The organism is Rhodopseudomonas sp. BR0M22 (assembly GCF_010907035.1).
GTDB lineage: Bacteria > Pseudomonadota > Alphaproteobacteria > Rhizobiales > Xanthobacteraceae > Rhodopseudomonas.
Window position 1 is genome coordinate 22,294 of record NZ_QUMK01000009.1, and the last position, 25,750, is coordinate 48,043.

The following is a 25,750-nucleotide window of genomic DNA, read 5'->3' on the forward strand; positions in this document are numbered from 1 at the left end:
CCCGCAGCAAGCAGCGTGCCAAGGCCATATCATGTTGATTTGTAAGCAAATAAATTCCGAAAACGCCGACCTAAACAAACAAATGCTTACTTTTTATCCAGAGCTGGGCGCCGTTTGTCGAAATCCTGGGCAGCGGCACGCGACGAAGGTGCGACGCGCATTGAATCGGCTGGCAAATCTCCTTTGGCAGCGAACTTGCAAACTGCCGAAAGCATGATCCGCGGACGTAGGGGCAAGAGATCATCGCCTCGCATGTCTCGCGCTCGAAACAGAGCACGCAACGGGAGTGTCGCATGACAGCAAGTGAGCCGCGCACGCAACCAATCGGCGGCGGCCAGCTCGGCATCGGCCGGCAATACGCATGGTGGGCGGATGAAACCACGGTCGACATGGCGATGCCGCAACCTGCACCGCGACCGATCACGCTTCCCTGCGCGCCGCAGAACGTCACCGTCGATCTCAACCGCACGGCGATGATCGTGATCGACATGCAGAACGATTTCTGCACCGCCGGAGGCTGGGTCGATCACATCGGCGGTGACTATCGGCCCGACCGCAAGCCGATCGAACCACTCCAAAAGCTGCTGCCGATGCTACGCAACGCCGGCGTACCGGTGATCTGGGTGAACTGGGGCAATCGGCCGGACCTCGCCAATATGCCGCCGAACCAGATTCATTTGTACAAACCGCAAGGCAAAGGCACCGGCCTCGGCGATCCATTGCCGGGCAGCGGCGCGCATGTGCTGGAGAAAGACTCCTGGGCCGCCGCGGTGGTCGACGAGTTGCCGCAACAGCCCGAGGACATCAAGGTCGACAAGTATCGGATCAGCGGCTTCTGGGACACGCCGCTCGACAGCATTCTGCGCAATCTCGGCGTCAAGTCGCTGCTGTTTTCCGGCGTCAACACCGATCAATGCGTCCTGCACTCGCTGACCGACGCCAATTTCCTGGGCTATGGCTGCATCCTGGTGCAAGATTGCTGCGCGACCTCGTCGCCGGAGTTCTGCACCGAGGCGACGATCTGGAACGTGAAAAAGTGCTTCGGCTTCGTCACCGACTCGACGTCGATCATGACCTCGATGGGCAAGCCGGTTGGATGAACATGATCGATCCGATACAGACGCCGCCCGCCGGCAGCGCATTCATCCCCGGCCCGTTGCTGCATCTGGCGGCGACCGCATGCGGGCCGCTCGACGGGCTGAGCTTCGCGGTGAAGGATCTGATTGACATCGCCGGCACTGTCACCGGCGGCGGCAATCCGGACTGGCTACGCACGCACGAGCCTGCCGCGCGCTCGGCGCCGGTGGTCGAACGGCTGCTCTCGGCCGGTGCCAGCGTGCACGGCAAGACCATCACCGACGAACTCGCTTTCAGCCTCGAAGGCATCAACGCGCATTACGGCACGCCGCTGAACCCGGCCTGCCCCGATCGCATTCCAGGCGGCTCGTCGTCGGGCTCGGCTTCGGCCGTTGCGGCCGGGCTGGTCGATTTCGCACTCGGCACCGATACCGGCGGCTCAGTGCGGGTGCCAGCGAGTTTCTGTGGCATTTACGGCATCCGGCCCACCCACGACGCGATCCCGCTCGACGGTGTGATGCCTTTCGCGCCGAGCTACGACACGGTCGGCTGGTTCGCACGGGATGCGGAAATGCTGGCGCGCGTCGGTGACGTCGTCCTTCCCAAAGCCGAGCCTGAACCGATCCGCAGGTTGCTGATCGTGCGCGACGCGTTCGAGATCGCGGATGACGATGTGGCCATCGCCCTCCGCGCGATCTGTGCGAAGCTCGATGCCCGCGACGAAATCACCGTGTTCGACGGCGCGAAGGCCGAATGGTTCGAGGCCTATCAAGTGCTCCAGGGCACCGAGAACTGGCGTGAGCTCGGCGGCTGGATCAGCACGACGCGACCGAGCTTCGGCGACGCGATCGCGCCGCGTTTTGCCAGAACCGCGGACATCACTGCGGACGATGTCGCGCGATGGCAGCCGCTTCGCGACGCGATCCGCAGCCGGCTGCGCACGCAGCTTGCCGGCGGCATCGGTTGGCTGATCCCGACCGCGCCTTGCATCGCTCTGCCGAAGCACAGCCCCGAACCCGGCGAGCAGCACGGCCCGTTCTACACGCGCGCGCTGACGCTGACGTCGATCGCCGGCCACGCCGGGCTGCCTCAAGTCAACCTCCCAGTGGCCACCGTCGACGGCTGCCCGGTCGGACTGTCGCTGATCGGCGGTGCCGGCGCCGATCGCGCAGTGCTGGACGCAGCATGCCGATTGAGCGCACGCCTCAACGACTAGGCTTTCGACATGACCGACCGCATTGCCGACCTCGACACCCTCGACGCCAAGCCACGCCGCCGGCCGCGCCGCAACGCCGATCAGAACCGTGCCGCGATTTTGAAAGCAGCGACCGCCGAATTCGCCACCCACGGCTATGCCGGCGCACGCATCACCCGGATCGTCACCAAGGCCGGCTCCAATCCGCGGATGATCTACGAACTGTTCGGCAGCAAGTCCGAACTGTACGTCGCGACCCTGGAGAGTGCGCTCGGCGCGCTCCGGACCGAAGAGCTGACGCTTGATCTGATGCACCTCGATCCGCTCGACGGACTGCTGAAACTGCTCGACTTCATGAGCGGGCATTTCGAACGCAACAGCCATCTCGTCAGCCTGCTGCGCAGCGAAAACATGATGAAGGCGCGCCATATGAAGAAGTCGGCGCGAATCCAGCAGATGTCGTCGCCGGTGCTCGGAATGACCACACGCCTGCTGGCCCGCGGCGTCGCCGAGGGCCGACTCGCGTCCGACATCGATCCCTTGCGGCTCTATGTGATGATTGCAGCGCTCAGCCAGTTTCACTGCGCCAACGTGCACACGCTGTCGTCGATGTTCGAGACCGACCTGAGTAAGTCCGAATGGCGGGCGCAGCGCCGCGACGACGCCCGCAAGATGCTGGCGGCATATCTGACCCGTGGCCGCGACGAGGTCGGCAAGAGCTGACCAGGAATCCGCGTCGACCAAAAGGGACGATGATCTCGACCTGTAATGGCCGGGACAAGCTCCCGGCCATTACGCAGGCGGTGGTGTAAAGCGCTACGCCGCGCGCTCCGCCTTCAGCACACCGCGGCGGATCTGGTCTTCTTCGATCGACTCGAACAGCGCCTTGAAGTTGCCTTCGCCGAATCCGTCGTCGCCCTTGCGCTGGATGAATTCGAAGAAGATCGGGCCGATCGCATTGGCCGAGAAGATCTGCAGCAGCACCTTGGTCTGGCCGCCGTCGACGACGCCTTCACCGTCGATCAGGATGCCGTTCCGCTGCAGCCGGGCGAGATCTTCGCCGTGCTTCGGCAATCGGGCATCGACACGCTCGAAATACGTCTCGGGCGGCGACGGCATGAACGGCAGGCCGCTCGCGCGCAAATCTTCGACCGTCGCGTAGATGTCGCGGCAACCGCAGGCGATGTGCTGAATGCCCTCGCCGCGATACAGGTTGAGATATTCTTCGATCTGACCGGAATCGCCGGCGTCCTCGTTGATCGGAATCCGGATCTTGCCGTCGGGACTGGTCAGCGCACGGGAGAACAGGCCGGAGGCGCGGCCCTCGATGTCGAAGAAACGGATCTGCCGGAAATTGAACAGCTTGGCGTAGAAGCCTGTCCACACATCCATCCGGCCGCGATGAACGTTGTGGGTCAGGTGATCGATGTAGTAGAGGCCGGTGCCGACGGGCCGGGCGTCACGGGCCCCGACCCACTCGAATTCAGCGTCGTAAGCTGAGCCCTTCGCGCCGTAGCGATCGACGAAATACAGCAGGCTTCCGCCGATGCCCTTGATCGCCGGAACGTCGAGCGTCGCCTGCGCGGCCGTGACGCCGGCTGGTTCGGCGCCCAGCGCGACCGCACGCTCATAGGCCTGTTTGGCATCGACCACGCGAAACGCCATCGACGGCGCGCACGGGCCATGGGCAGCGACGAAGTCGGTGCCGTGGGTGCCGGGCTGCTCGTTGACCAGATAGTTGACGTCGCCCTGGCGATAGACCGAGATCGCCTTGGTGCGATGCGTCGCAACCAGGCTGAAGCCCATCAGCTTGAACAGGCTGTGAAGCTGCGCCGGATCGGGATGGGCGAATTCGACGAACTCGAAGCCGTCAGTGCCCATCGGATTGTCGGCAGTGATCGTCGCCGGCTGCGCATTGTGCGGAAATGGTCCCATCGGCGGCTCCTCCTCAAGATTTGGCTTTGCGCCATCATCGACCCGTCGCCGCGCAAGGGGCGTGCAAATGCGAGCCGCTCGCGCTAATCTGTGCACGATCCGTGCATGAATGGTGGCTTTCGCGCATGATGTCCGTCGATGCTTTCGACCTGAAGATCCTGAGCGCGCTGCAGGACGATGGCCGCCTCACCAATCAGGAGCTGGCGGATCGGGTGCAATTGTCGCCGTCGCAGTGCTCGCGGCGGCGGATGCGGCTGGAGCAGGACAACATCATCACCGGCTATCGGGCCGAACTCGCCGGCGACGCGCTCGGGTTCGGCGTCGTCGCCTTCATCCAGATCACGCTGGCGACGCACTCGCCGGGCAACGCCGAGAAGTTTCGATCACTGGTCGGCCGGATCGACGAAGTGCAGGAAGCCTATTCGCTGACCGGCGACGCGGACTATGTGCTCAAGGCCGTCCTGCGCGATCTCAAAGGCCTGTCCGACCTGGTCAACAACGTGCTGATGCCGCACCAGAGCGTCGCGCATGTGCGATCCTCGATCGTGCTCGATCGCCTCAAGGAAAGCGCGAGGCTGCCGCTGAAGCAACTCGCGACCGGCTGATCGCCGGGCGTCCGTGATCGGACGAGGGTCCGACCTCGGTCGGGTCAACTCTTCGGAATCGAAATCTGACAAACCACGCCGGCAGGAGAAAATTCCAGCTTCGCCCCGCCGCTGCCGAGGCTGCGCGAAATCAGCGTCTGGCCGAAACCAGAGCTTTGCGGCGGGGTCACCGGCGGGCCGTCGTGCTCGCGCCATTCGATCGTGAGCGCCTCGTCGCCGTCAGCGATCCGGCGCACCGAGATCCTGCCGGCCGGGATCGAGAGCGCGCCGTATTTCACCGCATTGGTGGTGAGTTCGTGAAACACCAGACCGAGCGACACCGCCATCTTGGCTTCCACCGCGATATCGAGACCCTCGGTCAGGATGCGGCCGCTGGACAGCGACGCGAACGGCGCCAGTTCGGCGGCAAGCACGTCGCGGATCTGCAAGTTTTGCCACGAGGCGTTGGACAGCAGCGTATGGGTCGCCGCCAATGCCTGAATCCGGCCGGTGAACGACTTCTGAAACTCTTCGATGGTGCGCTCGTGCGCGGCGGTCCGGGCGCAGATCGCCATCACCATGGTCAGCGTATTCTTCACCCGATGGTCGAGTTCCCCCATCAGCAGCGACTGGTGCCGTTCGGCCGCCTTGCGCTGCGACAGATCGACCAGCGTCACGACGCAGCCCTGGGTTCGCTCGCCCGAGACCACCAGCGGCGCGGCGCTGATCATCACGTCGGTGATCGCGGCCGACGGCGTGCGCACCGCGGCCTCCAGCCCCTGCACCGGAAGGCCGGCGGTCGCCATCGTGACGATGTCGTCACTGCTCATCAGTTCGGAGGCTTCGGGGAAGCCGAGCGCAATCGCCTCGGCGAAAGTCTTGCCGACCGGAGCCTCGGCGCAGATCCGCATCGCCGCGCCGTTGAGATGGGTGACGTGGCCGGCCCGATCGCAGACGATCACCGCCTCGTTGGCCGAAGCCAGGATGGCACGCGCGAGCCGCTCGGACTCGCGGGCCGCCGCGGCCTGCTCGCGCTCGCTGATGTCGGTGAAGGTGACGGCAGCGCCCTGAACGATGCCGAACTCCAGCGGCGTCCCGGTCAGCAGCATGCTGCGCTCGGCGTTGCCGACCCGCAGATGGATCTCGGCCGACTGCCGTTCCTGTTGCGCCTGCGCCAGCAGGCTTTGAAAGGCCGCCTGATTGACCGGATCGAGCAAGGCGATCAGCGCCGGTGCGGTCAACGAGCCATGGGGACAATCGAGCAGCGTGCACAGCGCCTGATTGGCGTAGAGCAGCTGGCCGTCGTGATCGAACGCGGCGGCGCCGACATCCATCGCCTCCATGAAGGTGCGATAGGATTGTCCGCCGCCTTCGAGCGTGAACACCTGCTCGGCGTCGGCACCTCGCACAACGAGGGCGTCGATTTCCCCCTCACGAATCGCCCGCAGCGTCTCTTCGGCCTCCTCCAGCCGGGCTTCCAGCTCCGCCCTGCTCAGCGCCGAGACCGCCGACGTCACGACGACGACTCCTCCACCGCCAGATGCACCAGGACTTTCGGGGTGTCGGACAGATCGCCGATGATCTTGCGGATCGGCACCGGCAGTTCCTTGACCAGGGTCGGGATCGCCACGATGCCGTGCTCGCGCGCGAGCTGAGGCGACTTCTTCAGATCGATCACCTCGACCCTGTACTTGCCGGCCAAATGCTCCGCACAGATCTTCTCGAGATTACGGATCGCCGCCAGCGACTTTGGGGTTTCTCCGGCGACATAGAGTACCAGCTTGATCGGATCGGCCATTGGTCGCGTCCTTACTTCGTGCCAACGGCCGGGCCGGCAACGCCCCGGCTCCGCGCCATATCGTTCGCGTCGCGTTCGGTCTGCGCCCGATAGCTGGCTTCCACCTGCATCAGACGCTGCAGCTCGGCTTCATCGACCGCAAGATCCGCCTGCAACGCATCGATCTGGGCGAGCGCGCGCTTGCGACGCTGCTCGATCTGGTCCTGCAGCCGCGCCATCTCGGTGCGCCGCTCGTGCTCGAGACGTCGCGCCTTGGCCTCTTCGGCCCTGCGTGCCGATCCGGTCACCGCGCCGCCGTCGCCGAGATACGGCGGCAGCAGATGAATACCGTCGTTCGACATCACAAACTCGCGCACCTGATTGGAGTGCGCGATGCCGCGCGCCTTCAACAAATAAAGCTCGCGGTTGAATTCACCGTGCGCCTCGCGATTGAGCAGCAGAATCCAGGCATCCATCAGCGACGACAGACCGCCGTCGGTCTCGGTGCTCACGCCATGGGAGAGATGCGTGAACACGCCGGTGATGCCGTTGGACTTCAGATAGTCGACGATGCGGAGCAGCATCGATTGCACTTCGCCGGCCTGACCGCTTTCGGTGAAGGCCGAGATAGGGTCGAGAACAACGAGGTCGGGCTTGAAACGCGCGACCTCGCGCAGCATCACGGCCAGATGCATCTCCAGGCTGTAGAAGGTCGGCCGGGCCGCGATGTAGCGAAGCTGGCTGCTGGTCAGCCAACGCTCCAGATCGGTGCCGACCGACCGCATGTTGCGGACGGTCTGGGCTTCGGATTCCTCGAACGACAGATACAGCGCCTTGCCGCCCCGGCGACAGGCGGCGTCCACCATCATGCAGGCCAGCGAGCTTTTGCCCGAACCCGCCACGCCGCTGATCAGCACGCTGGTGCCGCGAAAGAAGCCGCCCCCGGACAGCATCGCATCGAGGTCGTCGACGCCGGTCGAAATCCGATCCTGATAGACTTTGTGCGACAGCCCGAGCGACGACACCGGCAGCACGCTGAAGCCGTCTTCGTCGATCAGGAATGGATACTCGTTCGTGCCGTGCGCGGTACCGCGATACTTGACGATCCGGAGCCGACGGGTGGAAATCTGATTGTCGACGCGATGATCGAGCAGGATCACGCAGTCCGAAACATATTCTTCGAGGCCCTGCCGGGTCAGCGTGCCGTCGCCGCGCTCGCCGGTGATAACCGCGGTCAGTCCCTTCTGCTTCAGCCAGTCGAACAGCCGCCGGATCTCGGCGCGCAGCACGGCGGGGTTCTGAAACGCCGAAAACAGGCTCTCGATGGTGTCGAGGACGATGCGCTTGGCGCCGATCTGATCGACGGCGAACTCCAACCGCAAAAACAGCGCTTCCAGATCGTAATCGCCGACCTCGGCGACCTCGGTCGGATCGATCGCGATGTGCTCGATCAGAATCCGTTCCTGCTCGATCAGGCCCTGCAGATCGAAGCCGAGCGAGGCAACGTTATCGACGATGTCGCCCGGACGCTCTTCGAACGTCACGAACACGCCCGGTTCGCCGTAGAGCCGTGCACCGTTGATCAGGAAGGTCGATGCGAACAGCGTCTTGCCGCAGCCCGCCGAGCCGCAGACCAAACTCGGACGCCCGGAGGGCAGACCGCCGAGGGTCAGATCGTCGAAGCCTTCAATACCCGTCGGGGCTTTAGTAATGCCGTCAGTCATCGGACCACAAATCGTTTTGCGATTTGTAGGAGAACGGCAAGTCTCTGCCTAGAGGACGGTACGCGAAAAACCCTCATCCGGGTGCAGGAACCAATTCCGACGTTCCGCGTTCCGCGCGACTAATTCGCCCCGACTGTCAAACCCACTTGACGATCGTCCCGCCTCCGCGCCCCATAGCCTCGGGCGCTTCAGTCCCCCCGACTAACGATCACCCCGTACCAGCCGAGGCCGCGATACGTCTCGTAGCCGGGTGTTAGGTGGAAGCCTATGAGGGCGCCGCTGCTGTCCCGGTAGGTCCCGTTGCGCGGATGGGCGGTTTGCAGCGGAAAGCGCTCATCCAGGCAGCCCCGCCCGTCCGAGGCGGCGATGACCCGCCGATCGGCATCGAGCAGCAACACACGTGAGCGGTTTGGATCATCGACCCGAACGCCCTGCACGATGGCTTTTGCCTGCGGCTCCCAATCGAAGTGAATCGCCAGAACGCCGAGCGGGGCGCCGTCGCTGCGCCCTTCGGAGCGAATGCTGGCGCAATAAGTCGCCACCTGAGCATCGGCCAGCAACGGCTGCCGTCTGATGTTACCGGCCACGTAGTCGTCGCCGCTGTGCAGCCGCAGCGCCTGCTTGAACCAGTCCTGACCGGCGACGTTCTGGCCTGCAACGGTAAAGCGGTCCGGTCGCCCATTGGCCAGGATGGTGCCGTCGAGACCGCACAGCCACAGATCGAGATAGACCGTATAGGCAGACAGGATCACGCCCAACCGCTGGGACGCATGGGCGACAGCTCGAGGCGACGACCCGGACGCACAATCGACCACAGCCGAATCGGTCGCCCACCAGCGCACATCGCAGGTCCGCTCGTAGAGATTCCGATCGATCAGTTCGACGGCATTGAGCGCCAGATCGACCAGCCGGTCGCCCCGCGAACGCTCGGTCATGTTGCCGATCGAATCGATCAGTTCGCCGGTCCGTTTGGTGAGCTGCACCTCGAGATCCCGCGCGATCTGCTCGATTTGTGCACCGACGGCACGAACTTCCTGGGCCACGACTGCAAAGCCCGCGCCCTGCTTGCCGGCCCGCGCACTTTCGATCAGCGCATTGAGCGCCAGAATTTTCATCTGACTGGTAATTTTCTGGATTTCCCGGGTCTTACCACGGGCAACCTCGTCGACTTCCGAGGTCAGCCTGACAACGAGCGCGGAGACATCCACCCGATCATCCGCACCGGACTCAGCGACGGCATCGACCCTGCGAACCGCTGCAGCGCACATATATCCCCTCCCCCGGGCGCGACGCAGCGCCGGGAGCAAAGGTGATCAAATTGCCCTAATGATTACTAAATCTGAGGACGTTCGACACACATCTTGTAAAGCAAAAACTCTTATTCCGCGGAAATCCGCCGACAACCGGCAACTAACACCGCATCACCAAACTGAAACGACCAACCTTCGAAAGTTCACAGCCGCCGCGGCGCTCAGCACGAGTCATCGGCTTGAACGCCTGATACTTATCAAGCGAACAAATTACTCCATCAGAGTACAGACATCGCCGGCACCGGCAGCGCCGTCACCGACTTGATCTTCTCCATCGCAAAGCGTGAGGTCACGTTCTTCAACGGCACGGTGCCGATCAGCTTCTTGTAGAATTGGTCATAGGCGCGCATGTCGGCGACCACGACCCGCAGCATGTAGTCGACATCTCCCGCCATCCGATAGAACTCGATCACTTCCGGCATCGCGCTGACCGCATCGGCGAAGGTCGTCAGCCACGCATCGGAGTGATCGCCGCTCTCGATCGAGACGAAGACCGACAATCCCAGCCCGATCTTGTCCTGATCGACCAGAGCGACCCGCTTGGTGATCACCCCATCGGCCTCGAGGCGCTGAATCCTCTTCCAGCACGGCGTCGAGGACAGCCCGACCCGGTCTCCGATCTCGGCGACCGACAGCGAAGCATCCTGCTGGAGCACGGTGAGAATCTTTCGGTCGATGGCGTCGAGCCGCCGGCTGGGCTCGGCGGCTGCGGTCTCGATATCGGCCATGTCAGAGAACTTTCTTCCAATAATGACGTTAAACGTCATCTTACTTGGAATGAAATTTCTCGCAAGCCGAAGTTCCGCACGATCGGTCTGCCCGCCGGAGGGCCGCGTTCGACCAGCGGCTGCAGATTCGCCGCCAGTGGAGGCTCAGGCGACCCGCAGTTTGGCGCCGCGGCCACTGGAGCAGCTCTCGAGATGGCGTGCCGCCGCCTTCTGCGCGTCGCCGGGGGAGCGGAACCCCTGACCTTCGAGCCCTGAGAAATCCGCGCAGGCGGAATGGAAGCGGAAGCTGCGGCCGTCGCGCACCACGATTCCTGCGGCGCGTGAATCGACTTCGATGATGAAGGCATGGGACATGGCGGCACTTCTCTGGTCGGCGACTCGCTCGGTCGAGCGGCACGCCGGCCTGATAGCCGCGCACTGTATCAGGCAGATGAAGAGCGCTTAAATCTTTGATCTTACGTCGATCTACGGAGCCTGACGGAGCATCGACCGATCAGCAGCAGGACATCGGCGGAAACGCCGGCTGCAGCTTACGCAGCGCCCGATAGAACCGCGCGAACCAGCGGCGCGGCCAGGGCTGGGCTTGCAGCCAGCGCTCCTGCACGTCGTCATCGGGCTCGATCGGCGCCCCGGCCTCGTCGGTCGCGGGGGGGGCCTCGGTGGCAGGCGCCGCGGGCTTCGCCGGCGCCTCGAACGCAGCCGCGATCCGCGGCCGGTCGTCGTAAGTGAGCATCGCCATGTCAGCCTCGCTGGTCTGCCGGCGACTTGGCCGGCGGTGGCAAAGGCGGATCGTCGTCGGCGATCGCTCGCCAGGCGGCTCCGTCAAGATCTTCGTATTGACCGCTCTTCAGCGACCACAGAAACGCGCCCAGCCCGAGCAAGCCGAGCCCGAGTGCCAACGGCACGAGAATGACCATCACTTCCATCGGGCGCCTCCCCGGCGGACGCGGCGCGCCCGCATCGCGTTCAGCATCACCAGAAGCGACGAGCCGGACATTGCAAGAGCTGCGATCAACGGCGTGGCATAGCCGGAGATCGCGATCGGGACCGCCAGCATGTTGTAGCCGACGGCCAGGCCGAGATTCTCGCGCATCACAGCCATCGCCTTGCGCGAATAATCCACGGCAGCCAGCACAGGCGCCAGCTCCTTGCCCAGGAACACCAGATCGGCGGTGGCCTGGCTGAGATGCGTGGCGCTGATCGGCGACATCGAGACGTGAGCGGCGGCGAGCGACGGGGCGTCGTTCATACCGTCACCGACCATCATCACGGTGCGCCCCTGCTTCTTGAGCGCCTCGATATGCGCGATTTTCTCCGAAGGCGTGACGGCCGCACGCCAGACACCGACGCCGAGCGCGTCGGCGGCATGGCGGACCGCGGGTTCACGGTCTCCCGACAACAATTCCACGGCGATACCGCGGTTACGAAGCGCATCGATCGTCTTGGCCGCATCCGGCCGCAGCAACTGCCGAACCGCGAACACGACCCGCTGCTCGCCGCGGCTGAACGCAACGACGGAGACTTCGGGATCTTCACTGAGGATCTGATTGGCTTCGGCATCGGCACCGCAGAATTCAGGGCTGCCGAGGCGCAGTTCTTCGCCGCCGAATTCGGCACGAACGCCGCGCCCGGGTTCTTCGACCACGCCTTGCAGCGGCGATTTGGCCTGCGCCGCACGGGCCACCGCCGCAGCGACCGGATGATGGCTGGCGAGCGCCAGACGGCCGGCGAGTTCGAACACATCAGGCGGCACGCTGCCGGCATTGACGACATCGAGCTCGGGAAGCGTCAGCGTCCCGGTTTTGTCGAACACGACGGTATCGACAGCCGCGGCCCGCTCGATCGCATCGCCGGCGTTGAGCAGAACGCCAGCCCGGAACATCGCCCCGGAGGCGACCGTCTGCACCGCCGGGATCGCCAGACCGAGCGCACAGGGGCAGGTGATGATCAGCACCGCGATGCCGATCACGATGGCATCGTGCCAGCTCGCGCCGGCCAACACCCAACCGATGATGGTGAGCAGCGCGGCAGCATGGACCACCGGCGCATACAGACGCGAAGCACGATCGGCGAGCTGCACATAGTGCGAGCGCGCCTGCAGCGCATGATCGAGCAGCCGTGTGATCTCGGACAGCAGCGTGCCTTCGGCTGCGGCCGCCACCCGGACCCGCAGCGTTCCGGAAATATTGAGGGTGCCGGCGTAGACCTGCGTGCCGCGTTCGGCCGGCACATGCAGCGTTTCACCGGTGATCAGGCTCTGGTCGATCTCGGACCGCCCATCCACCACGGTGCCGTCGACGGCACAGCGCTCGCCGGGCCGCAACAGCACGATGTCGCCGGATCGCACGGCCGCGATCGGCACCTCGGCGATCTCGTCGGGACCGACGAACTTGGTCGCGGTTTCCGCCTTCAGCGCCGCGAGGTTGCCGGCGACGGCGCGGGTCTTCTGCCGCATCTTCTGGTCGAGGAAGCGCCCCGCCAGCAGAAAGGCGATCAGCATCACGGCGGCGTCGAAATAGGCGTGCTCGGCGTGGTTGATGGTCTCGACCAGCGACATGCCGAGCGCCAGCGCGATGCCGATCGTGATCGGCACGTCCATATTGACGCTTTTCGCCTTCAGCGCACGAAACGCCGACTGGAAGAACGGCTGCCCCGCATAGGCGGCGCACGGCAGCGCCACCAGCGCAGAGAGCCAATGGAAGAAGTCGCGCGCCTCGGGGCTGAGATCGCCGCCGTACCACACCGGCACCGACAGCATCATCACGTTCATGGTGGCGAAGACGGCGACGCCGAGGCAGCGCAGCAGATACTTGCTGCGCTCGGCCTCTTCGACTTCGGCCCGCACCGGCTCGTAAGGATAGGCCTTGTAGCCCAGCTCGGCGAGCCGATCGATGAACTGGCCGGGCTCCAGCGTGCTGTCCTTGGTCCACTCCACCGCGAGCCGGCGATCGGTGAGGTTGACGCGCGCCAGCGTCACATCCGGAATCGACTGCAGGCCACGTTCGATCTTGGCCATGCAGCTCGCACAATGGACGCCTTCGACGGCGAGGTCGAGGTGAGCGACCCGGCCGTCGACGTCTTTGACGTAGTGTGAGAAATCCCGCGTCTGCAGCATTCGGCGATCCTCGTCACGCCCGCCGGCTCGGCGTTCAGTTCAACATCAGTTTGTTCCTGGACAGGAACAGGCGAACGCCGCCCTTGTCGCCTTCCAGGACCAGATCCCAGCGGCCGGGCAGCACCCCGTCCGCACCGCCGCGGTAGACGCCGGTGCTAACTTCCGCCAGCGTCACTTCGCGATCGAACTGCTTGTCCGAAGGACGCTCGAGCCGACCGAAGAAGTTCAGGCCCTCGATCGGCAGCCCGGCTTTGTCGCGGGCTTCGACCCGCAACACTGCAGCTCCGTCGGGCTTGCGCTCGACTTTGGCGTCGACCTTCCAGCCACGCTGGTCCTGATCGCGCGCAGCGGCAATCTCTCGCTCGTAAGCAAGACTTGCCGCATACGCGCTGTCGACCTCGGTGCCCGGCAAAGTCTTGATCGCCAGCGTCATCATCAGCCCGTTGACTCCGAACACGATGCCGAAGAAGGCCACCAGGATGGCGAGGACGACTTTGCCGGTGAGCGGACGCGGCGATGATTTCGAACGGCTCATGATTCAGGCTCCGGTTCGGATCAGGGCGTGACGAAGACGTCCTTGGTGGAGGCGACCTCGCCGAGACCGATATCGGTGACATGGAACGTCACCGGCACCGAGCTCGGCACGTCGTCGCTGGAATTGGAGTCGACCAGAACACGCAATTCGGTGGTGGTATCGCGCCCCAAAATGATCATCGGCCTGGCCGGCGTGATCGAATCCGCACCGACCACATGAATCACCGCATTCGGCGGCCCATCGACGTCGACGGCGACGACCCGGTCGAAGCCGCGCTTGTTGAGGAAGCGGATGGTGTAACCGTTCCGGACCGAGCCGTCGGACAAGCGCACCGCGACCGGGTTGCGGTCGTGCAGCACGTTGATGTCGAGCAGGGTCCGGTTCGCCAGCTTGTAGATCATCGCGCCGCCGATCGCGACGATGATCAGCGTGTAGATCACCGTTCGGGCCCGGATCGGCTTGAAGATCTCCGGCTTGCCCTCCATCCGGCGATGGATGTTGATGTCGTTGTCGTAGCCGATCAGCCGGGTCGGCCGACCGATCTTCGTCATCACGTTGTCGCAGGCATCGATGCACAGACCGCACTGGATGCAGTCGAGCTGAGGCCCGTTGCGGATGTCGATGCCGGTCGGACAGACAGCCACGCATTGGTTGCAGTCGACGCAGTCGCCGACCGGCTCACCGATGGCACGGAGCTGCGCCGCTTTCTTGAGCGACGAGCGCTTCTCGCCGCGGTCGTACTTGTAGGTGACGTTGAGCGCCCACTCGTCGGTCAGCGCCGCCTGAATTCGCGGCCACGGGCACATATAGACGCAGACCTGCTCGCGCATGAAGCCGGCCAGCGTGTAGGTGGTGAAAGTGAGAATGCCGATCCAGATGTACGCCACCATCGGGGCGTCGAAGGTGACCAGCTCCTTGATCAGGGTCGGAGCGTCGGCGAAGTACAGCACCCAGGCGCCGCCGGTCCACCACGCGATCATCAGCCAGATCGAATGCTTGAGCGCGAGTTCCGCGGCGCGCTGCATCTTGAAGCCTTCGCCGGCCTTGCGCATCCGCTCGCGGCGATCGCCCTCGACGAACCGCTCGACCGCGTAGAACAGATCGGTCCAGACCGTCTGCGGGCACAGATAGCCGCACCACACCCGGCCGCCGAGCGAGTTCATCAGGAACAGCACGATGGCGGCGACGATCAACAGGCCGGTGAAATAATAGATTTCCTGCGGCCACAGCTCGATGGCGAAGAAGTAGAACCGGTTATTCGCGAGGTCGATCAGCACCGCCTGATCGGGGGCGCCGAGACCGCGGTTCCAGCGAACGAACGGCAAGAAGTAATAGATCCCGAGGCACACGGCCATCAGGATCCATTTGATGCGCCGGAACGGACCGGAGACGCTTTGCGGATAGATTTTCTTTTGGGCGAGGTACAGCGGGCCGTCGTCGTCCGGCTGCAATTCGGTCGCGCGCAGGGGCTTGTTCATAGCGGGGGTTCTTTTCCCTTCCAACGTCGAACGCAAGTTCAATTCCGGGCGCGCGGATCATAGCCTCGCGTGTCCCCCAACACGCGGATCCTGCGCGCCCGCAAGCGGCGGCTATTTGCCGCCGCCGAGCGAGTGGACGTACACCGCCATCGCCTTGATGGTGGTCGGATCGAGGCGACCGATCCACGCCGGCATCACGCCGCCGCGACCGTTGGTGATCGTCTCGATGATGGTGGCTTCGTCACCACCGTACAGCCAGATCTTATCGGTCAGGTTGGGCGCACCAAGTTCGGGATTGCCCTTGGCGTCTTCACCGTGACAGGCGACGCAGTTCTCCGCGAAGATCTGCTTGCCGGCCGCCAGATCGACGCCCGGCCGGGTCGATTGACCCGACAGCGAACGAACGAAGTTCGCGACCTGAACGATCTGCTCCTTGGTCAGCACGCCGTCCTTGCCGAACGCCAGCATGTTGCCCATGTGGCCGTCGTCGTTACCGGAGCGCGCACCGTACTTGATGGTCTTTTCGATCTGCTCCAGGGTGCCGCCCCACAGCCAATCGTCGTCGTTGAGGTTCGGGAAGCCCTTGCCGCCGGCCGCACCGGAGCCGTGGCACGCGGCGCAGTTGTCGCCGAACACCACCTTGCCCTTGGCGCGAGCCAGCGCGAGCAGCGCCGGATTCTTCTCGATCTCTTCGAGCGAGGCGTTCGCCAGCGCCTGCATCTTCTCGCCGCGAATCTGATTGAGCTTGGCGAGATCGACGTCGAGTTCGGCACGCGACGAGTAGCCGAACAGGCCGTGGGTGTAGCCGTTCATCAACGGCCAGGCCGGGTAGACGATGAAGTAGCCGATCGCCCAGATGATGGTGGCGTAGAAGGTCCAGATCCACCACCGCGGCAGCGGCGTGTTCAGTTCCTGGATGCCGTCCCACTCGTGGCCGGTCGTGGCCGTGCCGGTGACTTTGTCGATTTCGCCGTGATGTGCATGGTCAGCCATGGTCGTCTCAGTCCTCTCGAAGCGGCATCTGGGCGGCCTCGTCGAACGCCTGTTTGTTTTTCGGCCAGAGCGCATACACCACGATGGCGACGAAAATGGCCATGAACAGCGGCGTCCACCATGTCGTGACGAGACTGGACGCGATGTTGTCGAAGTAGATGATCGCTTTCATGTCGCCGCCTCAGCGAAGGTTCGCTTTTTCGTCGTACAGTTTGAAGTCGACCAGGGTGCCGAGCATCTGCAGGTACGAGACCAGCGCATCGAGCTCGGTCGGATCGCCGCCCTGGCCATCGAAATTGCGCACCACCGCCTTGGGATAGCGCTTCAGCAGATCGGCCGCGTCGGCGCCGTCCGGATCGACCTGCGCCTTGGCGTCGGCCGCAGCCTTGGCGATGTCCTCGTCGCTGTAAGGAACGCCGAGTTCGCGGTTGGTCTTCAGATGCGCGGACAGGCTGGCGAGATCGACCTTGTTGTCGGCGAGGAACGCGTAGTTCGGCATCACCGACTGCGGCACGATCGAACGCGGATTCTTCAGATGGGCGACGTGCCAATCGTCGGAATACTTGCCGCCGACCCGCGCGAGGTCGGGACCGGTTCGCTTGGAGCCCCACTGGAACGGATGGTCGTACATCGACTCCGCGGCCAGCGAGTAGTGGCCGTAGCGTTCGATTTCGTCGCGCAGCGGACGGATCATCTGCGAGTGGCAGAGATAACAGCCCTCGCGGATGTAGACGTTGCGACCCGCGAGTTCGAGCGGGGTGTAGGGACGCATCCCATCCACCTTTTCGATCGTGCTCTTCAGGTAGAACAGCGGCGTGATCTCGACCAGGCCTCCGATCGCGATGACGATCAAGATGCCGACGATCAGGATGACGGAGTTGGTCTCGAAGATTTTGTGCCGAGCCCAGATTGACATTTGTTGCTCTCCTTACTCGGCGGGCTGCAGGGCAGCTTGAGGCTGCGCCTCGGACCGTTCGCCGACGCGAACCGTCATCCAGAGATTGTAGGCCATGATCAGCGCGCCGATCAGGAACAACCCGCCGCCGGCGGCACGAATGACATAGAAGGGATGCATCGCTTCGACCGACTCGATGAACGAGTATTCGAGGAAGCCGAGCGAGGTGTAGGCACGCCACATCAGACCCTGCAGGATGCCCGACACCCACATCGCCGAGATGTAGAGGACGATGCCGAGGGTCGCGATCCAGAAGTGCCAGTTGACCAGGCGGATGCTGTAGAGCTGCTTACGGCCCCACACCCACGGCACCAGGCAGTACAGCGCGCCGAAGGACACGAAGCCGACCCAGCCGAGCGCGCCGGAGTGAACGTGGCCGATGGTCCAGTCGGTGTAGTGGCTGAGCGAGTTGACCGCCTTGATGGCCATCATCGGACCTTCGAAGGTCGACATGCCGTAGAAGGCGACCGACACCACCATCATGCGCAGCACCGGATCGGTGCGGAGCTTGTCCCACGCGCCCGACAGCGTCATCAGGCCGTTGATCATGCCACCCCAGGACGGCATCCACAGCATGATCGAGAACGTCATGCCGAGCGTCTGCGTCCAGTCAGGCAGTGCGGTGTAGTGCAGATGGTGCGGACCGGCCCAGATGTACAGGAAGATCAGCGCCCAGAAGTGGATGATCGACAGCCGATACGAATAGACCGGCCGCTCCGCCCGCTTCGGGATGAAGTAGTACATGATGCCGAGGAAGCCGGCGGTGAGGAAGAAGCCGACCGCGTTGTGGCCGTACCACCACTGGAACATCGCGTCCTGCACGCCCGACCAGACGATGTAGGACTTGGAACCGAGGAAGCTGACCGGCAGCGTCGGATTGTTGCCGAGATGCAGCACCGCGATGGTGATGATGAAGGCGAGATAGAACCAGTTGGCGACGTAGATGTGCGGCTCTTTGCGCTTCATCAGGGTCGCCAGGAACACCAGCAGGTAGGTGACCCAGACGATGGTCAGCCACAGGTCGGCGTACCATTCCGGCTCGGCGTATTCCTTCGACTGGGTGACGCCGAGCAGGTAGCCCGTGCCTGCGATCACGATGAAGAAGTTGTAGCCGATCGCCACGAACCAGGGGGCGAGGTCACCGGCGAGGCGCGCCCGCGTCGTCTTCTGGACGACGTAGAACGACGTCGCCAGCAGCACGTTGCCACCGAAGGCGAAGATCACCGCGGAGGTGTGCAGCGGTCGCAGACGGCCAAAATTCACCCATTGGGCGATATTGAGACCGGGATACGCCAGCTCCAGGGCGATATAGAGGCCGGCGCTGAAGCCGGCGATGCCCCAGAACATGGCCATGAAGGACATGAACTTGATCGGCCCCAAATTGTAGTTCGGAGCGCCGTTGATCTCCTGCGGCGGCAGGCCCGACCGGCTGCGATGCCGGACGATAATCGCGAACACCGCCCAGGCGCTGAACGCGGCCGCGAGCGAGGCGTGAAATGCGAAGGGAGCATCATGGGCGTAGATCGCCGCATAGATGGACAGGATCGTGGTCAATATGAACACGATCGTGAGACCACCCTCGCCAAGGGTGATCCGCTTCGAATTCAGGGCTTGATTCATCTGATCAATCTTTTCTTCGGCGGGCAGGTAGCTGCACCATCCCCGGTTTCGGGACCGCACATTTGATCGAAATCAAAATGCCCAAATTTGCGCCACTGTGGCGGGCGTTTTGTGCGGTGCGATCGACACCTCGTGCTTTTCGATGAAATGCCTCGAAATTGCAAGAACCATCGTGACTTGTCGCACCCGTCCTCGGCCGCTTACGAGTCCCGGTCGATGGACCGAGACAGCCGTTCGACGAAAGAATGAGGCTGAAATCAGCGAATGATTTTCAGTCGCGCAACCCAGGGCTGAACGCCCTCACACGGACACGATTTCGCGCTGCCGTTCGTAGGTCTTGAGGTGGGTGTAGACGACCCGCAGCAGGGGCGTCCGGACGTCGCCGGCCTCACCGCGCGCAATCAGATCGCCAACGACATGATCGGCCTCGATCCTGGCGCCGGCCTGGATGTCACGGAACATCGAGGCGGTCAGCTTGGAGCCTTCCGCGAGCAGCATGGAACGGGTGCGATCGACGGCGGCCTGGCGCGGCGGGTGACCGGCCGCGGCTGCAATTTTGGCGATCTCGTCGAGCACCCCGAGCATGAAACCGGCACCGCCGGGCGCCGCCAGGATGTCACCGACCGCGCCCCGCATCAGCGATGTCGACCCCGCCAGCGTCGCAAGAAACACCCATTTTTCCCACATTTCCTGCACAATCACCGGCGAGGCGTTGACGCCGAAATCGCAGCCACCGAGCGCCGCAGCAATTTGCGTCACCCGCTCCGACATCGCGCCGTCACGCTCGCCGAAGGTGATCGCGCTCATCGGCGCGAGCTGCACGACGTGGCGCTTTGCATCGAGGGTCGCCGCGATGACGCATTGGCCGCCGAGCACCCGGTCGCGGCCGAACGCGGCATCCAGCACGTCGAGATGCTTCATGCCGTTGAGCAGCGGCAGGATCGTGGTGCGAGGACCGACGCCGGGGCGGAACGACGTGATCGCGTCGTCGAGGTCGAACGCCTTGCAGCTCAGCACCACAAGGTCGTAGTCGGGCTTCAGCGCCGCAGCCTGCACGGCGGGCGGATTGGGAATCGTCGCATCCCCGTGCGGACTCCGGATTACCAGCCCGTCGCGCGCGAGTTCCGCCGCCCGGCCGGGCCGCACCAGGAACGTGACATCACGGCCGGCCTGCAGCAGGCGCCCGCCGAAATAGCCGCCGATCGCGCCGGCACCAACGATCAAAACCCGCATCGCGTCCTCATGGCATTTTTGCGTGTCTTAGCCGGATCGCGCCGCAGCCGCGAGCGGCGTAACGACATACCTCTCACCACTTCTCGCCGTAGGGGCGGATCTCCATCTCGAAGGTCCAGGCGCTCTTGGGCTGCTGGTAGAGCTGCCAGTAGGCCCCGGCCACGGCTGCGGGCGGCATCAGCAGATCGGGATTGGCGAGCGCATCCTTGCCGAACACCTGCTCGCGGCGCTCGCGCACCCAGGCGGTGTCGACCCCGGAGTCGATGATCAGATGCGCAACGTGGATGTTCTTCGGCATCAGTTCGCGCGCCATCGACTGCGCCACCGCACGCAGGCCGAACTTGGCCGAGGCGAACGCCGCGAACCCCGAGCCGCCGCGCAAGGACGCTGTCGCGCCGGTGAAGAAGATCTTGCCCTGCCCGCGCGCCAGCATCAGCCGCGCCGACTCCCGACCCGACACGAAGCCGGCCCAGCACGCCATTTCCCAGACCTTGCGGAACACCCGATCGGTGGTGTCCAGGATCGGGAAATTGACGTTGGCGCCGACGTTGAAGATCGTCACTTCCAGGGGCGCGTGGGCGTCGGCGTCGTTCAGGAACGCCGTCACCTCGTCCTCTTTGCGGGCATCCAGAGACCGCGCGACGATCTTGCCGCCGGCGGCCTCGATCTCCGCCACCAGCGGCGCCAGCTTGTCGCCGTTGCGACGGCCGGCGAACACGGTGAAGCCCTCGGCGGCAAACTTCTTGGCGATCTCCGCACCGATGTAATCGCCGGCTCCGATCACCGCGACGGTTGCGTTGCGTGGCTGCACGGGCGTCTCCCTCAAGCTCGTCATTGCGAGCGAAGCGAAGCAATCCACGTTCTCAGCACGGAGCGACTGGATTGCGTCGTCGCTTCGCTCCTCGCAATGACGGGAGAGATCGATTGAAGCTAGCCGTACATCTCTTCGACGTCGCGAAGCTGTTCCTTGCCGAAGAACATCTCCTTGCCGACGAAGAAGGTCGGCGAGCCGAACGCGCCGCGCTGGACGGCGTCTTCGGTGTTGGCGATCAGCTTCGCCTTTACCTCCGGCTCCTGCGCACTGGTCAGCAGGGCCTTGCCGTCGAGGCCGGACGACGACAGCGCCGCGGCGGCGACTTCGAGATCGTCCATCTTCTTGGGCTCGACCCACATATGGTGAAACGCGGCCTCGACGTATTTGTCGAAGACGCCGTCGAGCTGCGCCGCGACCGCGGCCCGCATCAGGTTGAGGGTGTTGACCGGGAAATTCGGATTCCAGACATACGGCTTGACCGCATAGCGCTTCAGGAAGCGCTCGGTTTCGAGCGCGTGGAATTCGCGCTTGTTCTTGATGCCGGCCAGCGTCTCCGCCGGGGATTTGTTGTTGGTGGCCTTGAAGATGCCGCCGAGCAGCACCGGCACGTAGTCGAATTTGACGCCGATCCGCCGCTCGATCGCCGGGATCGCCTCGTGGGCCAGGAAGGCGTTGGGACTGCCGAAGTCGAACAGGAATTGCGGGGCGGGCTGGGTCATGGTTTCCTCCGGCAGCGGCAGGGTCGCCTTATATGATTATCGTCATTCTACGAAGACCGTAGCGCGTCTGCCGCGACCGATCAACCGGGTCGGAAGCGAGGCTGGCGACCTTCGGAACTGTGATGTCCCGCGCCGCGGAAACTTTGCTAAGGCGGAGCGCGTTCTCACGCCTGGTGCCGCTTCAATCACTGACAGACATCCGGGATCTTCGCGACATGCTGACCGTCCATCACCTCAACAATTCCCGCTCGCAACGCGTGCTGTGGCTCCTGGAGGAGCTCGGCACCCCTTACGAGATCAAGCGCTATCAGCGGCAGCCGGACATGATGGCGCCGAAGGAGCTGCGCGCCGTGCATCCGCTCGGCAAATCCCCGGTGATTACCGACAACGGCAACACCATCGCCGAGTCCGGCGCCATCATCGAATACATCGTCGGCACCTACGGGGACGGCCGGCTGATCCCGCCGCCGAACACCCCGGAGCGGCTGCGCTACACCTATTGGCTGCATTACGCCGAGGGCTCGGCGATGCCGCCCTTGCTGCTGAAGTTGCTGTTCTCGATGATGCCGAAGCGCGCCCCGGCGCTGGTGCGGCCGCTGGTGAAGATGGTGGCGTCCGGCGCGCTGACCGGCTTCGTCGATCCGCAGCTCAAGCTGCACATGGACTATTGGGAGAGCGAACTCGGCAAGGCCGCGTATTTCGCGGGCGACGAATTCACCGCCGCCGACATCCAGATGAGTTTCCCGCTGGAAGCCGCCGCCTCACGCGGCGGTCTCGACCAGCGCTACCCAAAGGCGCTGGCCTGGCTCGACCGCATCCACGCCCGCCCCGCCTACAACCGCGCGCTTGAAAAAGGCGGGCCCTACGAGATCGGCAAGGCGTAAACGGCGACCTCTCTCCGTCATTGCGAGCGAAGCGAAGCAATCCAGTCCCGTGCTCGGCTCTGGATTGCTCCGTCGGCTTCGCCTCCTCGCAATGACGATCCGGTCTTATTCGGTCACCCCATCGGCAGCGGCGTGACGGTCACACCGGGCGGGGGAACGTCGTCGTCGGGGACGAAGAAGTCGGACATCAGTTGCGCGGTCGGGTCGACGCGGTAGCGTTCGAAATCGGTGACGCCGGACTCGTACAACACCCTGTCGTCGATGCAGAACTGGCCGGTGAAGTCGCGCGACGGCTTGGTCAGGATCGCGTGGGCGGCATCGCCCATGATCTCCGGCGTGCGGCTGGCGCGGATCATCGCGTCGCCGCCGAGCAGATTGCCGACCGCCGCCGTGGCGATCGTGGTGCGGGGCCATAGCGCATTCACCGCAACGCCGGCGTGCTTCAGCTCGCCAGACAGGCCGAGCGCCACCATGCTCATGCCGAACTTCGCCATGGTGTAGGCGGTCGACGCCGCGAACCACTTCGCCTTCATGTCGAGCGGCGGCGACAGCATCAGGATGTGCGGATTGGCCGCCTTCTTCAGATGCGGGATGCAATATTTCGACACCATGAAGGTGCCGCGACTGTTGATCCCCATCATCAGGTCGTAGCGCTTCATGTCGGTGGCCTGCGAATTCGTCAGGCTGATCGCGCTGGCATTGTTGACGCAGATGTCGATGCCGCCGAACTCCGCCACCGTCTTGCCGATCGCGTCGATCACCTGCGCCTCGTCGCGGATGTCGCAGACCAGCGGCAGCGCCTTGCCGCCGGCCGCGACGATCTCCTCGGCTGCGGTGTAGATCGTCCCCTTCAGCTTCGGGTGCGGCTCGGTGGTTTTGGCGGCGATTGCCACATTGGCGCCGTCCCGCGCCGCCCGCAGCGCGATCGCAAGCCCAATGCCCCGGCTCGCCCCGGTGATGAACAGCGTCTTGCCTTGCAGTGATGCCATCTGATGCAGCCTCCTGGTCGCCCAAATCGATTGGCCGAACAGATTAGCAGGGCGCCGCTGCATCTGCTTGCGGCGAGACGTTGAAACACCCGTGCAAGCCGAGGCCTTCGCCGCACACGCGGCGAGCTCCCTCCCCCGCTGGCGGGGGAGGGTTGGGGTGAGGGCAGCCGCGAGTCGCAGCGCGCGCCTCGATCCTGGATTGAGCAAGTCGTTAGTTCACTGCCTGGGGCGCCCTCACCCCGGCCCTCTCCCGCAAGCGGGAGAGGGAGCGCGCTGTGCTTGCGGCAAACTCAACAGCTGGATCGCTAATATCCCGCCGCCGTCGCCCCCCGTGTTCGCGGGTCCGGCGCGCCATGGAAGCCGGCGCTGTCGATGAAGATCGAATTTGCCGAGGTCTGGCCGAGCGGAGTGACGACGCGGTGGCCCATGGCGCGGAGTGCGTCCAGCGTCGCGTCCGGAAATCCGTGCTCGACCCGGACCTCGTCCGGCATCCATTGGTGATGCAGACGCGGCGCCGCCACGGCGTCGGCGACGTTCATCCGGTAATCGATCACATTGGCGATCACCTGCAGCACCGCCGAAATGATGCGGCTGCCGCCGGGCGAACCTGTGACCAGCACCGGCTTGCCGTCCATGAGCAGAATCGTCGGCGACATCGACGACAACGGGCGTTTGCCGGGCGCCGGCAGATTGGCCGCGAACCCGACCAGTCCGTAGGCGTTGGATGCGCCGGGCGCGGCGGTGAAATCGTCGAGCTCGTTGTTGAGCAAAACGCCGGTGCCGTCGGCCACCAGCCCGACGCCGTAAGAGAAGTTGAGCGTGTAGGTGTTGCTGACCGCATTGCCGTCGGCATCGGCAACAGAAAAGTGCGTGGTGTTCTGGCCCTCCCGCGGCTGCGGCAGCGGCTCAGCGACCGGCGTCGCCCGCTGCGGATCGATGCCGGCGCGAAGGCTCGCCGCGTAGTCCTTCGATAGCAGCTTCGCCACCGGCGCCGAGCTGAACGCCGGATCGCCGAGATAGCGGGCACGGTCCGCATAGGCGCGCTTCATCGCTTCGATCAGCAAATGCAACGACGGCGGCGTGCCCTGCCCGAGATCGCGCATCGCGTAGCCTTCGAGGATGTTCAGGCTTTCGATCAGCACCACGCCGCCGGACGACGGCTGCGGCATCGCCACGATGTCGTAGCCGCGATAGGTGCCGCGCAGCGGCGCGCGCAGCACCGGCCGATAGCCGGCGAGATCCTCGGGGGTGATCAGCCCGCCGGCGTCGCGAATGCCGCGCGACAGCTTCTCGGCGACCGGGCCGCGATAGAATCCATCCGGCCCCTGCTGGGCGATGGCTTCGAGCGTCGCGGCCAGATCGGGCTGCAGCAGCCTGTCGCCCGCCTGCAGCGGCGATCCGTCGGGACGGGCGAACACCTTACGGGTTGAAGGCCAGCGCGACAGCCAGCGGTGCCAATCCGGCAGCGTATCGGCGGTGTCGTCGGCAACTTCGATGCCGTCCCGTGCCAGCGCGATCGCCGGCGCGATCACGTCCGCGAGCTTGAACTTGCCGGAGCCGTATTTGTCCAGCGCCAGCGCCAACCCGGCCACGGTGCCGGGCACGCCGATGCCGAGCGCCGATTTGCGCGATTTGTCCGGGTCGGGTTTGCCGTCCGTCAGAAACATGTCCTGTGTGGCGGCCTGCGGCGCGGTTTCGCGATAATCGATCGCCACGTCCTCATTCTTCGTCGCGGAATGAATCACCATGAAGCCGCCGCCGCCGAGATTGCCGGCGCGCGGATAGGTCACCGCCATGGCAAAGCCGGTCGCCACCGCCGCATCGATCGCGTTGCCGCCGCGGGCCAGAAAGCTCGCCCCGATTTCCGCAGCCAGCCGTTCCTGCGCCACTACCATGCCGTGTTTGGCGACCACGGCTTGGGCCGGCTCGCGCGCCGTGCCGCCCCGCATGTCCTGCGCCGGCGCGGGAAGCGGGCGCACCACCAGCACCAGCGCGGCCAGCGTCATCAAAATGCGTTGCGGGACGCGCAGTGTCGTCATCGAGTGGCTCCGATTTATGCGGCGCAGGCTGCCACGCGGCAGGCGA

General features: G+C 64.5%; 26 protein-coding genes. 5 read left to right on the top strand and 21 right to left on the bottom strand.

Annotation, left to right across the window (positions count from 1 at the left end; translation table 11 throughout):
- The first annotated feature begins 293 nt into the window (after nucleotides 1–293).
- Genes DY468_RS04385 through DY468_RS04395 form a run of 3 tightly spaced genes read left to right on the top strand, consistent with a single transcriptional unit; the run spans nucleotide 294 to nucleotide 2,995 of the window.
- Nucleotides 294–1,100 (top strand): cysteine hydrolase family protein, encoded by an 807-nt coding sequence (locus tag DY468_RS04385; protein ID WP_164602737.1) that lies wholly within the window; start codon nucleotides 294–296, stop codon nucleotides 1,098–1,100.
- A gap of 2 nt (nucleotides 1,101–1,102) precedes the next feature.
- Entirely contained in the window at nucleotides 1,103–2,293 is a 1,191-nt protein-coding gene (locus DY468_RS04390) for an amidase (RefSeq protein WP_164602739.1), read from the top strand.
- A gap of 9 nt (nucleotides 2,294–2,302) precedes the next feature.
- Nucleotides 2,303–2,995, top strand: coding sequence for a TetR/AcrR family transcriptional regulator (locus DY468_RS04395; RefSeq protein ID WP_164602741.1), 693 nt, complete (start codon nucleotides 2,303–2,305; stop codon nucleotides 2,993–2,995).
- A 93-nt stretch (nucleotides 2,996–3,088) separates the two neighbouring features.
- On the opposite strand, the gene hppD is transcribed toward DY468_RS04395, so the two are convergent.
- Nucleotides 3,089–4,207, bottom strand: coding sequence for a 4-hydroxyphenylpyruvate dioxygenase (hppD, locus tag DY468_RS04400; RefSeq protein WP_164602743.1), 1,119 nt, complete (start codon nucleotides 4,205–4,207; stop codon nucleotides 3,089–3,091).
- Nucleotides 4,208–4,332: 125 nt separating this feature from the next.
- Here hppD and DY468_RS04405 point away from each other — a divergent pair, with 125 nt between their 5' ends.
- Complete coding sequence (locus DY468_RS04405) at nucleotides 4,333–4,812, top strand: Lrp/AsnC family transcriptional regulator (protein WP_164602745.1); 480 nt, start codon at nucleotides 4,333–4,335, stop codon at nucleotides 4,810–4,812.
- A 44-nt stretch (nucleotides 4,813–4,856) separates the two neighbouring features.
- Here the strand turns inward: DY468_RS04405 and DY468_RS04410 are convergent, their stop codons facing one another.
- The 18 genes from DY468_RS04410 to DY468_RS04495 all read right to left on the bottom strand — a co-directional run bounded on the left by DY468_RS04410 (nucleotide 4,857) and on the right by DY468_RS04495 (nucleotide 21,792).
- On the bottom strand, nucleotides 4,857–6,308 hold the full coding sequence (locus tag DY468_RS04410; RefSeq protein ID WP_164602747.1) for a sensor histidine kinase: 1,452 nt from the start codon (nucleotides 6,306–6,308) through the stop codon (nucleotides 4,857–4,859).
- Complete coding sequence (locus DY468_RS04415; RefSeq protein WP_114356680.1) at nucleotides 6,305–6,589, bottom strand: circadian clock KaiB family protein; 285 nt, start codon at nucleotides 6,587–6,589, stop codon at nucleotides 6,305–6,307. The genes DY468_RS04410 and DY468_RS04415 overlap by 4 nt, the downstream gene beginning before the upstream one ends.
- An 11-nt stretch (nucleotides 6,590–6,600) precedes the next feature.
- On the bottom strand, nucleotides 6,601–8,292 hold the full coding sequence (gene kaiC / locus DY468_RS04420; protein WP_164602748.1) for a circadian clock protein KaiC: 1,692 nt from the start codon (nucleotides 8,290–8,292) through the stop codon (nucleotides 6,601–6,603).
- A 188-nt stretch (nucleotides 8,293–8,480) separates the two neighbouring features.
- Entirely contained in the window at nucleotides 8,481–9,560 is a 1,080-nt protein-coding gene (locus tag DY468_RS04425) for a methyl-accepting chemotaxis protein (RefSeq protein ID WP_164602751.1), read from the bottom strand.
- Between the two features lie 260 nt (nucleotides 9,561–9,820).
- Nucleotides 9,821–10,330, bottom strand: coding sequence for an Lrp/AsnC family transcriptional regulator (locus tag DY468_RS04430; protein WP_164602753.1), 510 nt, complete (start codon nucleotides 10,328–10,330; stop codon nucleotides 9,821–9,823).
- Between the two features lie 144 nt (nucleotides 10,331–10,474).
- Complete coding sequence (locus tag DY468_RS04435; RefSeq protein WP_164602755.1) at nucleotides 10,475–10,684, bottom strand: hypothetical protein; 210 nt, start codon at nucleotides 10,682–10,684, stop codon at nucleotides 10,475–10,477.
- A 139-nt stretch (nucleotides 10,685–10,823) separates the two neighbouring features.
- Nucleotides 10,824–11,069: a hypothetical protein gene (locus tag DY468_RS04440; RefSeq protein WP_164602757.1), complete on the bottom strand. Its 246-nt coding sequence runs from the start codon at nucleotides 11,067–11,069 to the stop codon at nucleotides 10,824–10,826.
- A 1-nt stretch (nucleotide 11,070) separates the two neighbouring features.
- Nucleotides 11,071–11,256, bottom strand: a complete 186-nt coding sequence (gene ccoS, locus DY468_RS04445; protein ID WP_164602759.1) for a cbb3-type cytochrome oxidase assembly protein CcoS — start codon at nucleotides 11,254–11,256, stop codon at nucleotides 11,071–11,073.
- Entirely contained in the window at nucleotides 11,247–13,445 is a 2,199-nt protein-coding gene (locus DY468_RS04450; protein ID WP_164602761.1) for a heavy metal translocating P-type ATPase, read from the bottom strand. Before DY468_RS04450 ends, ccoS begins: the two co-directional genes overlap by 10 nt.
- 34 nt (nucleotides 13,446–13,479) lie before the next feature.
- Nucleotides 13,480–13,980 carry a FixH family protein gene (locus tag DY468_RS04455; RefSeq protein ID WP_164602763.1) on the bottom strand — a complete coding sequence of 167 codons (501 nt, stop codon included), beginning with the start codon at nucleotides 13,978–13,980 and terminating at the stop codon, nucleotides 13,480–13,482.
- 20 nt (nucleotides 13,981–14,000) lie between these two features.
- The gene (gene ccoG, locus DY468_RS04460; protein ID WP_164602765.1) at nucleotides 14,001–15,458 is read right to left on the bottom strand and encodes a cytochrome c oxidase accessory protein CcoG; all 1,458 of its coding nucleotides are present in this window, start codon (nucleotides 15,456–15,458) and stop codon (nucleotides 14,001–14,003) included.
- 111 nt (nucleotides 15,459–15,569) lie between these two features.
- Nucleotides 15,570–16,451 carry a cytochrome-c oxidase, cbb3-type subunit III gene (gene ccoP, locus DY468_RS04465; protein ID WP_164602767.1) on the bottom strand — a complete coding sequence of 294 codons (882 nt, stop codon included), beginning with the start codon at nucleotides 16,449–16,451 and terminating at the stop codon, nucleotides 15,570–15,572.
- Nucleotides 16,452–16,458: 7 nt separating this feature from the next.
- Nucleotides 16,459–16,623, bottom strand: coding sequence for a cbb3-type cytochrome oxidase subunit 3 (locus DY468_RS04470; RefSeq protein WP_107353670.1), 165 nt, complete (start codon nucleotides 16,621–16,623; stop codon nucleotides 16,459–16,461).
- Nucleotides 16,624–16,632: 9 nt separating this feature from the next.
- Nucleotides 16,633–17,367: a cytochrome-c oxidase, cbb3-type subunit II gene (ccoO, locus tag DY468_RS04475; RefSeq protein ID WP_164602769.1), complete on the bottom strand. Its 735-nt coding sequence runs from the start codon at nucleotides 17,365–17,367 to the stop codon at nucleotides 16,633–16,635.
- Nucleotides 17,368–17,379: 12 nt separating this feature from the next.
- Complete coding sequence (gene ccoN / locus DY468_RS04480) at nucleotides 17,380–19,026, bottom strand: cytochrome-c oxidase, cbb3-type subunit I (protein WP_164602771.1); 1,647 nt, start codon at nucleotides 19,024–19,026, stop codon at nucleotides 17,380–17,382.
- Nucleotides 19,027–19,326: 300 nt separating this feature from the next.
- Nucleotides 19,327–20,259, bottom strand: a complete 933-nt coding sequence (gene panE / locus DY468_RS04485) for a 2-dehydropantoate 2-reductase (protein ID WP_164602772.1) — start codon at nucleotides 20,257–20,259, stop codon at nucleotides 19,327–19,329.
- Nucleotides 20,260–20,332: 73 nt separating this feature from the next.
- On the bottom strand, nucleotides 20,333–21,070 hold the full coding sequence (locus DY468_RS04490) for an SDR family oxidoreductase (RefSeq protein ID WP_164602774.1): 738 nt from the start codon (nucleotides 21,068–21,070) through the stop codon (nucleotides 20,333–20,335).
- 119 nt (nucleotides 21,071–21,189) lie between these two features.
- Nucleotides 21,190–21,792, bottom strand: coding sequence for a 2-hydroxychromene-2-carboxylate isomerase (locus DY468_RS04495; RefSeq protein ID WP_164602776.1), 603 nt, complete (start codon nucleotides 21,790–21,792; stop codon nucleotides 21,190–21,192).
- Nucleotides 21,793–22,007: 215 nt separating this feature from the next.
- Between DY468_RS04495 and DY468_RS04500 the strand changes: the two genes are divergently transcribed.
- On the top strand, nucleotides 22,008–22,676 hold the full coding sequence (locus DY468_RS04500; RefSeq protein WP_110786729.1) for a glutathione S-transferase: 669 nt from the start codon (nucleotides 22,008–22,010) through the stop codon (nucleotides 22,674–22,676).
- Between the two features lie 113 nt (nucleotides 22,677–22,789).
- Here the strand turns inward: DY468_RS04500 and DY468_RS04505 are convergent, their stop codons facing one another.
- Both DY468_RS04505 and ggt read right to left on the bottom strand, forming a co-directional pair.
- Nucleotides 22,790–23,665: an SDR family oxidoreductase gene (locus DY468_RS04505; RefSeq protein WP_164602778.1), complete on the bottom strand. Its 876-nt coding sequence runs from the start codon at nucleotides 23,663–23,665 to the stop codon at nucleotides 22,790–22,792.
- A 305-nt stretch (nucleotides 23,666–23,970) separates the two neighbouring features.
- Nucleotides 23,971–25,704, bottom strand: coding sequence for a gamma-glutamyltransferase (gene ggt, locus DY468_RS04510; protein ID WP_164602780.1), 1,734 nt, complete (start codon nucleotides 25,702–25,704; stop codon nucleotides 23,971–23,973).
- Nucleotides 25,705–25,750 lie beyond the last annotated feature (46 nt).

Excerpts from the sequence above, each read along its gene's own strand:
- DY468_RS04385 (WP_164602737.1), top strand. The coding sequence starts at position 294 with ATGACAGCAAGTGAGCCGCGCACGCAACCAATCGGCGGCGGCCAGCTC.
- DY468_RS04390 (WP_164602739.1), top strand. The coding sequence starts at position 1,103 with ATGATCGATCCGATACAGACGCCGCCCGCCGGCAGCGCATTCATCCCC.
- DY468_RS04395 (WP_164602741.1), top strand. The coding sequence starts at position 2,303 with ATGACCGACCGCATTGCCGACCTCGACACCCTCGACGCCAAGCCACGC.
- hppD (WP_164602743.1), bottom strand. The coding sequence starts at position 4,207 with ATGGGACCATTTCCGCACAATGCGCAGCCGGCGACGATCACTGCCGAC.
- DY468_RS04405 (WP_164602745.1), top strand. The coding sequence starts at position 4,333 with ATGATGTCCGTCGATGCTTTCGACCTGAAGATCCTGAGCGCGCTGCAG.
- DY468_RS04415 (WP_114356680.1), bottom strand. The coding sequence starts at position 6,589 with ATGGCCGATCCGATCAAGCTGGTACTCTATGTCGCCGGAGAAACCCCA.
- kaiC (WP_164602748.1), bottom strand. The coding sequence starts at position 8,292 with ATGACTGACGGCATTACTAAAGCCCCGACGGGTATTGAAGGCTTCGAC.
- DY468_RS04425 (WP_164602751.1), bottom strand. The coding sequence starts at position 9,560 with ATGTGCGCTGCAGCGGTTCGCAGGGTCGATGCCGTCGCTGAGTCCGGT.
- DY468_RS04430 (WP_164602753.1), bottom strand. The coding sequence starts at position 10,330 with ATGGCCGATATCGAGACCGCAGCCGCCGAGCCCAGCCGGCGGCTCGAC.
- DY468_RS04435 (WP_164602755.1), bottom strand. The coding sequence starts at position 10,684 with ATGTCCCATGCCTTCATCATCGAAGTCGATTCACGCGCCGCAGGAATC.
- DY468_RS04440 (WP_164602757.1), bottom strand. The coding sequence starts at position 11,069 with ATGGCGATGCTCACTTACGACGACCGGCCGCGGATCGCGGCTGCGTTC.
- ccoS (WP_164602759.1), bottom strand. The coding sequence starts at position 11,256 with ATGGAAGTGATGGTCATTCTCGTGCCGTTGGCACTCGGGCTCGGCTTG.
- DY468_RS04450 (WP_164602761.1), bottom strand. The coding sequence starts at position 13,445 with ATGCTGCAGACGCGGGATTTCTCACACTACGTCAAAGACGTCGACGGC.
- DY468_RS04455 (WP_164602763.1), bottom strand. The coding sequence starts at position 13,980 with ATGAGCCGTTCGAAATCATCGCCGCGTCCGCTCACCGGCAAAGTCGTC.
- ccoG (WP_164602765.1), bottom strand. The coding sequence starts at position 15,458 with ATGAACAAGCCCCTGCGCGCGACCGAATTGCAGCCGGACGACGACGGC.
- ccoP (WP_164602767.1), bottom strand. The coding sequence starts at position 16,451 with ATGGCTGACCATGCACATCACGGCGAAATCGACAAAGTCACCGGCACG.
- DY468_RS04470 (WP_107353670.1), bottom strand. The coding sequence starts at position 16,623 with ATGAAAGCGATCATCTACTTCGACAACATCGCGTCCAGTCTCGTCACG.
- ccoO (WP_164602769.1), bottom strand. The coding sequence starts at position 17,367 with ATGTCAATCTGGGCTCGGCACAAAATCTTCGAGACCAACTCCGTCATC.
- ccoN (WP_164602771.1), bottom strand. The coding sequence starts at position 19,026 with ATGAATCAAGCCCTGAATTCGAAGCGGATCACCCTTGGCGAGGGTGGT.
- panE (WP_164602772.1), bottom strand. The coding sequence starts at position 20,259 with ATGCGGGTTTTGATCGTTGGTGCCGGCGCGATCGGCGGCTATTTCGGC.
- DY468_RS04495 (WP_164602776.1), bottom strand. The coding sequence starts at position 21,792 with ATGACCCAGCCCGCCCCGCAATTCCTGTTCGACTTCGGCAGTCCCAAC.
- DY468_RS04500 (WP_110786729.1), top strand. The coding sequence starts at position 22,008 with ATGCTGACCGTCCATCACCTCAACAATTCCCGCTCGCAACGCGTGCTG.
- DY468_RS04505 (WP_164602778.1), bottom strand. The coding sequence starts at position 23,665 with ATGGCATCACTGCAAGGCAAGACGCTGTTCATCACCGGGGCGAGCCGG.
- ggt (WP_164602780.1), bottom strand. The coding sequence starts at position 25,704 with ATGACGACACTGCGCGTCCCGCAACGCATTTTGATGACGCTGGCCGCG.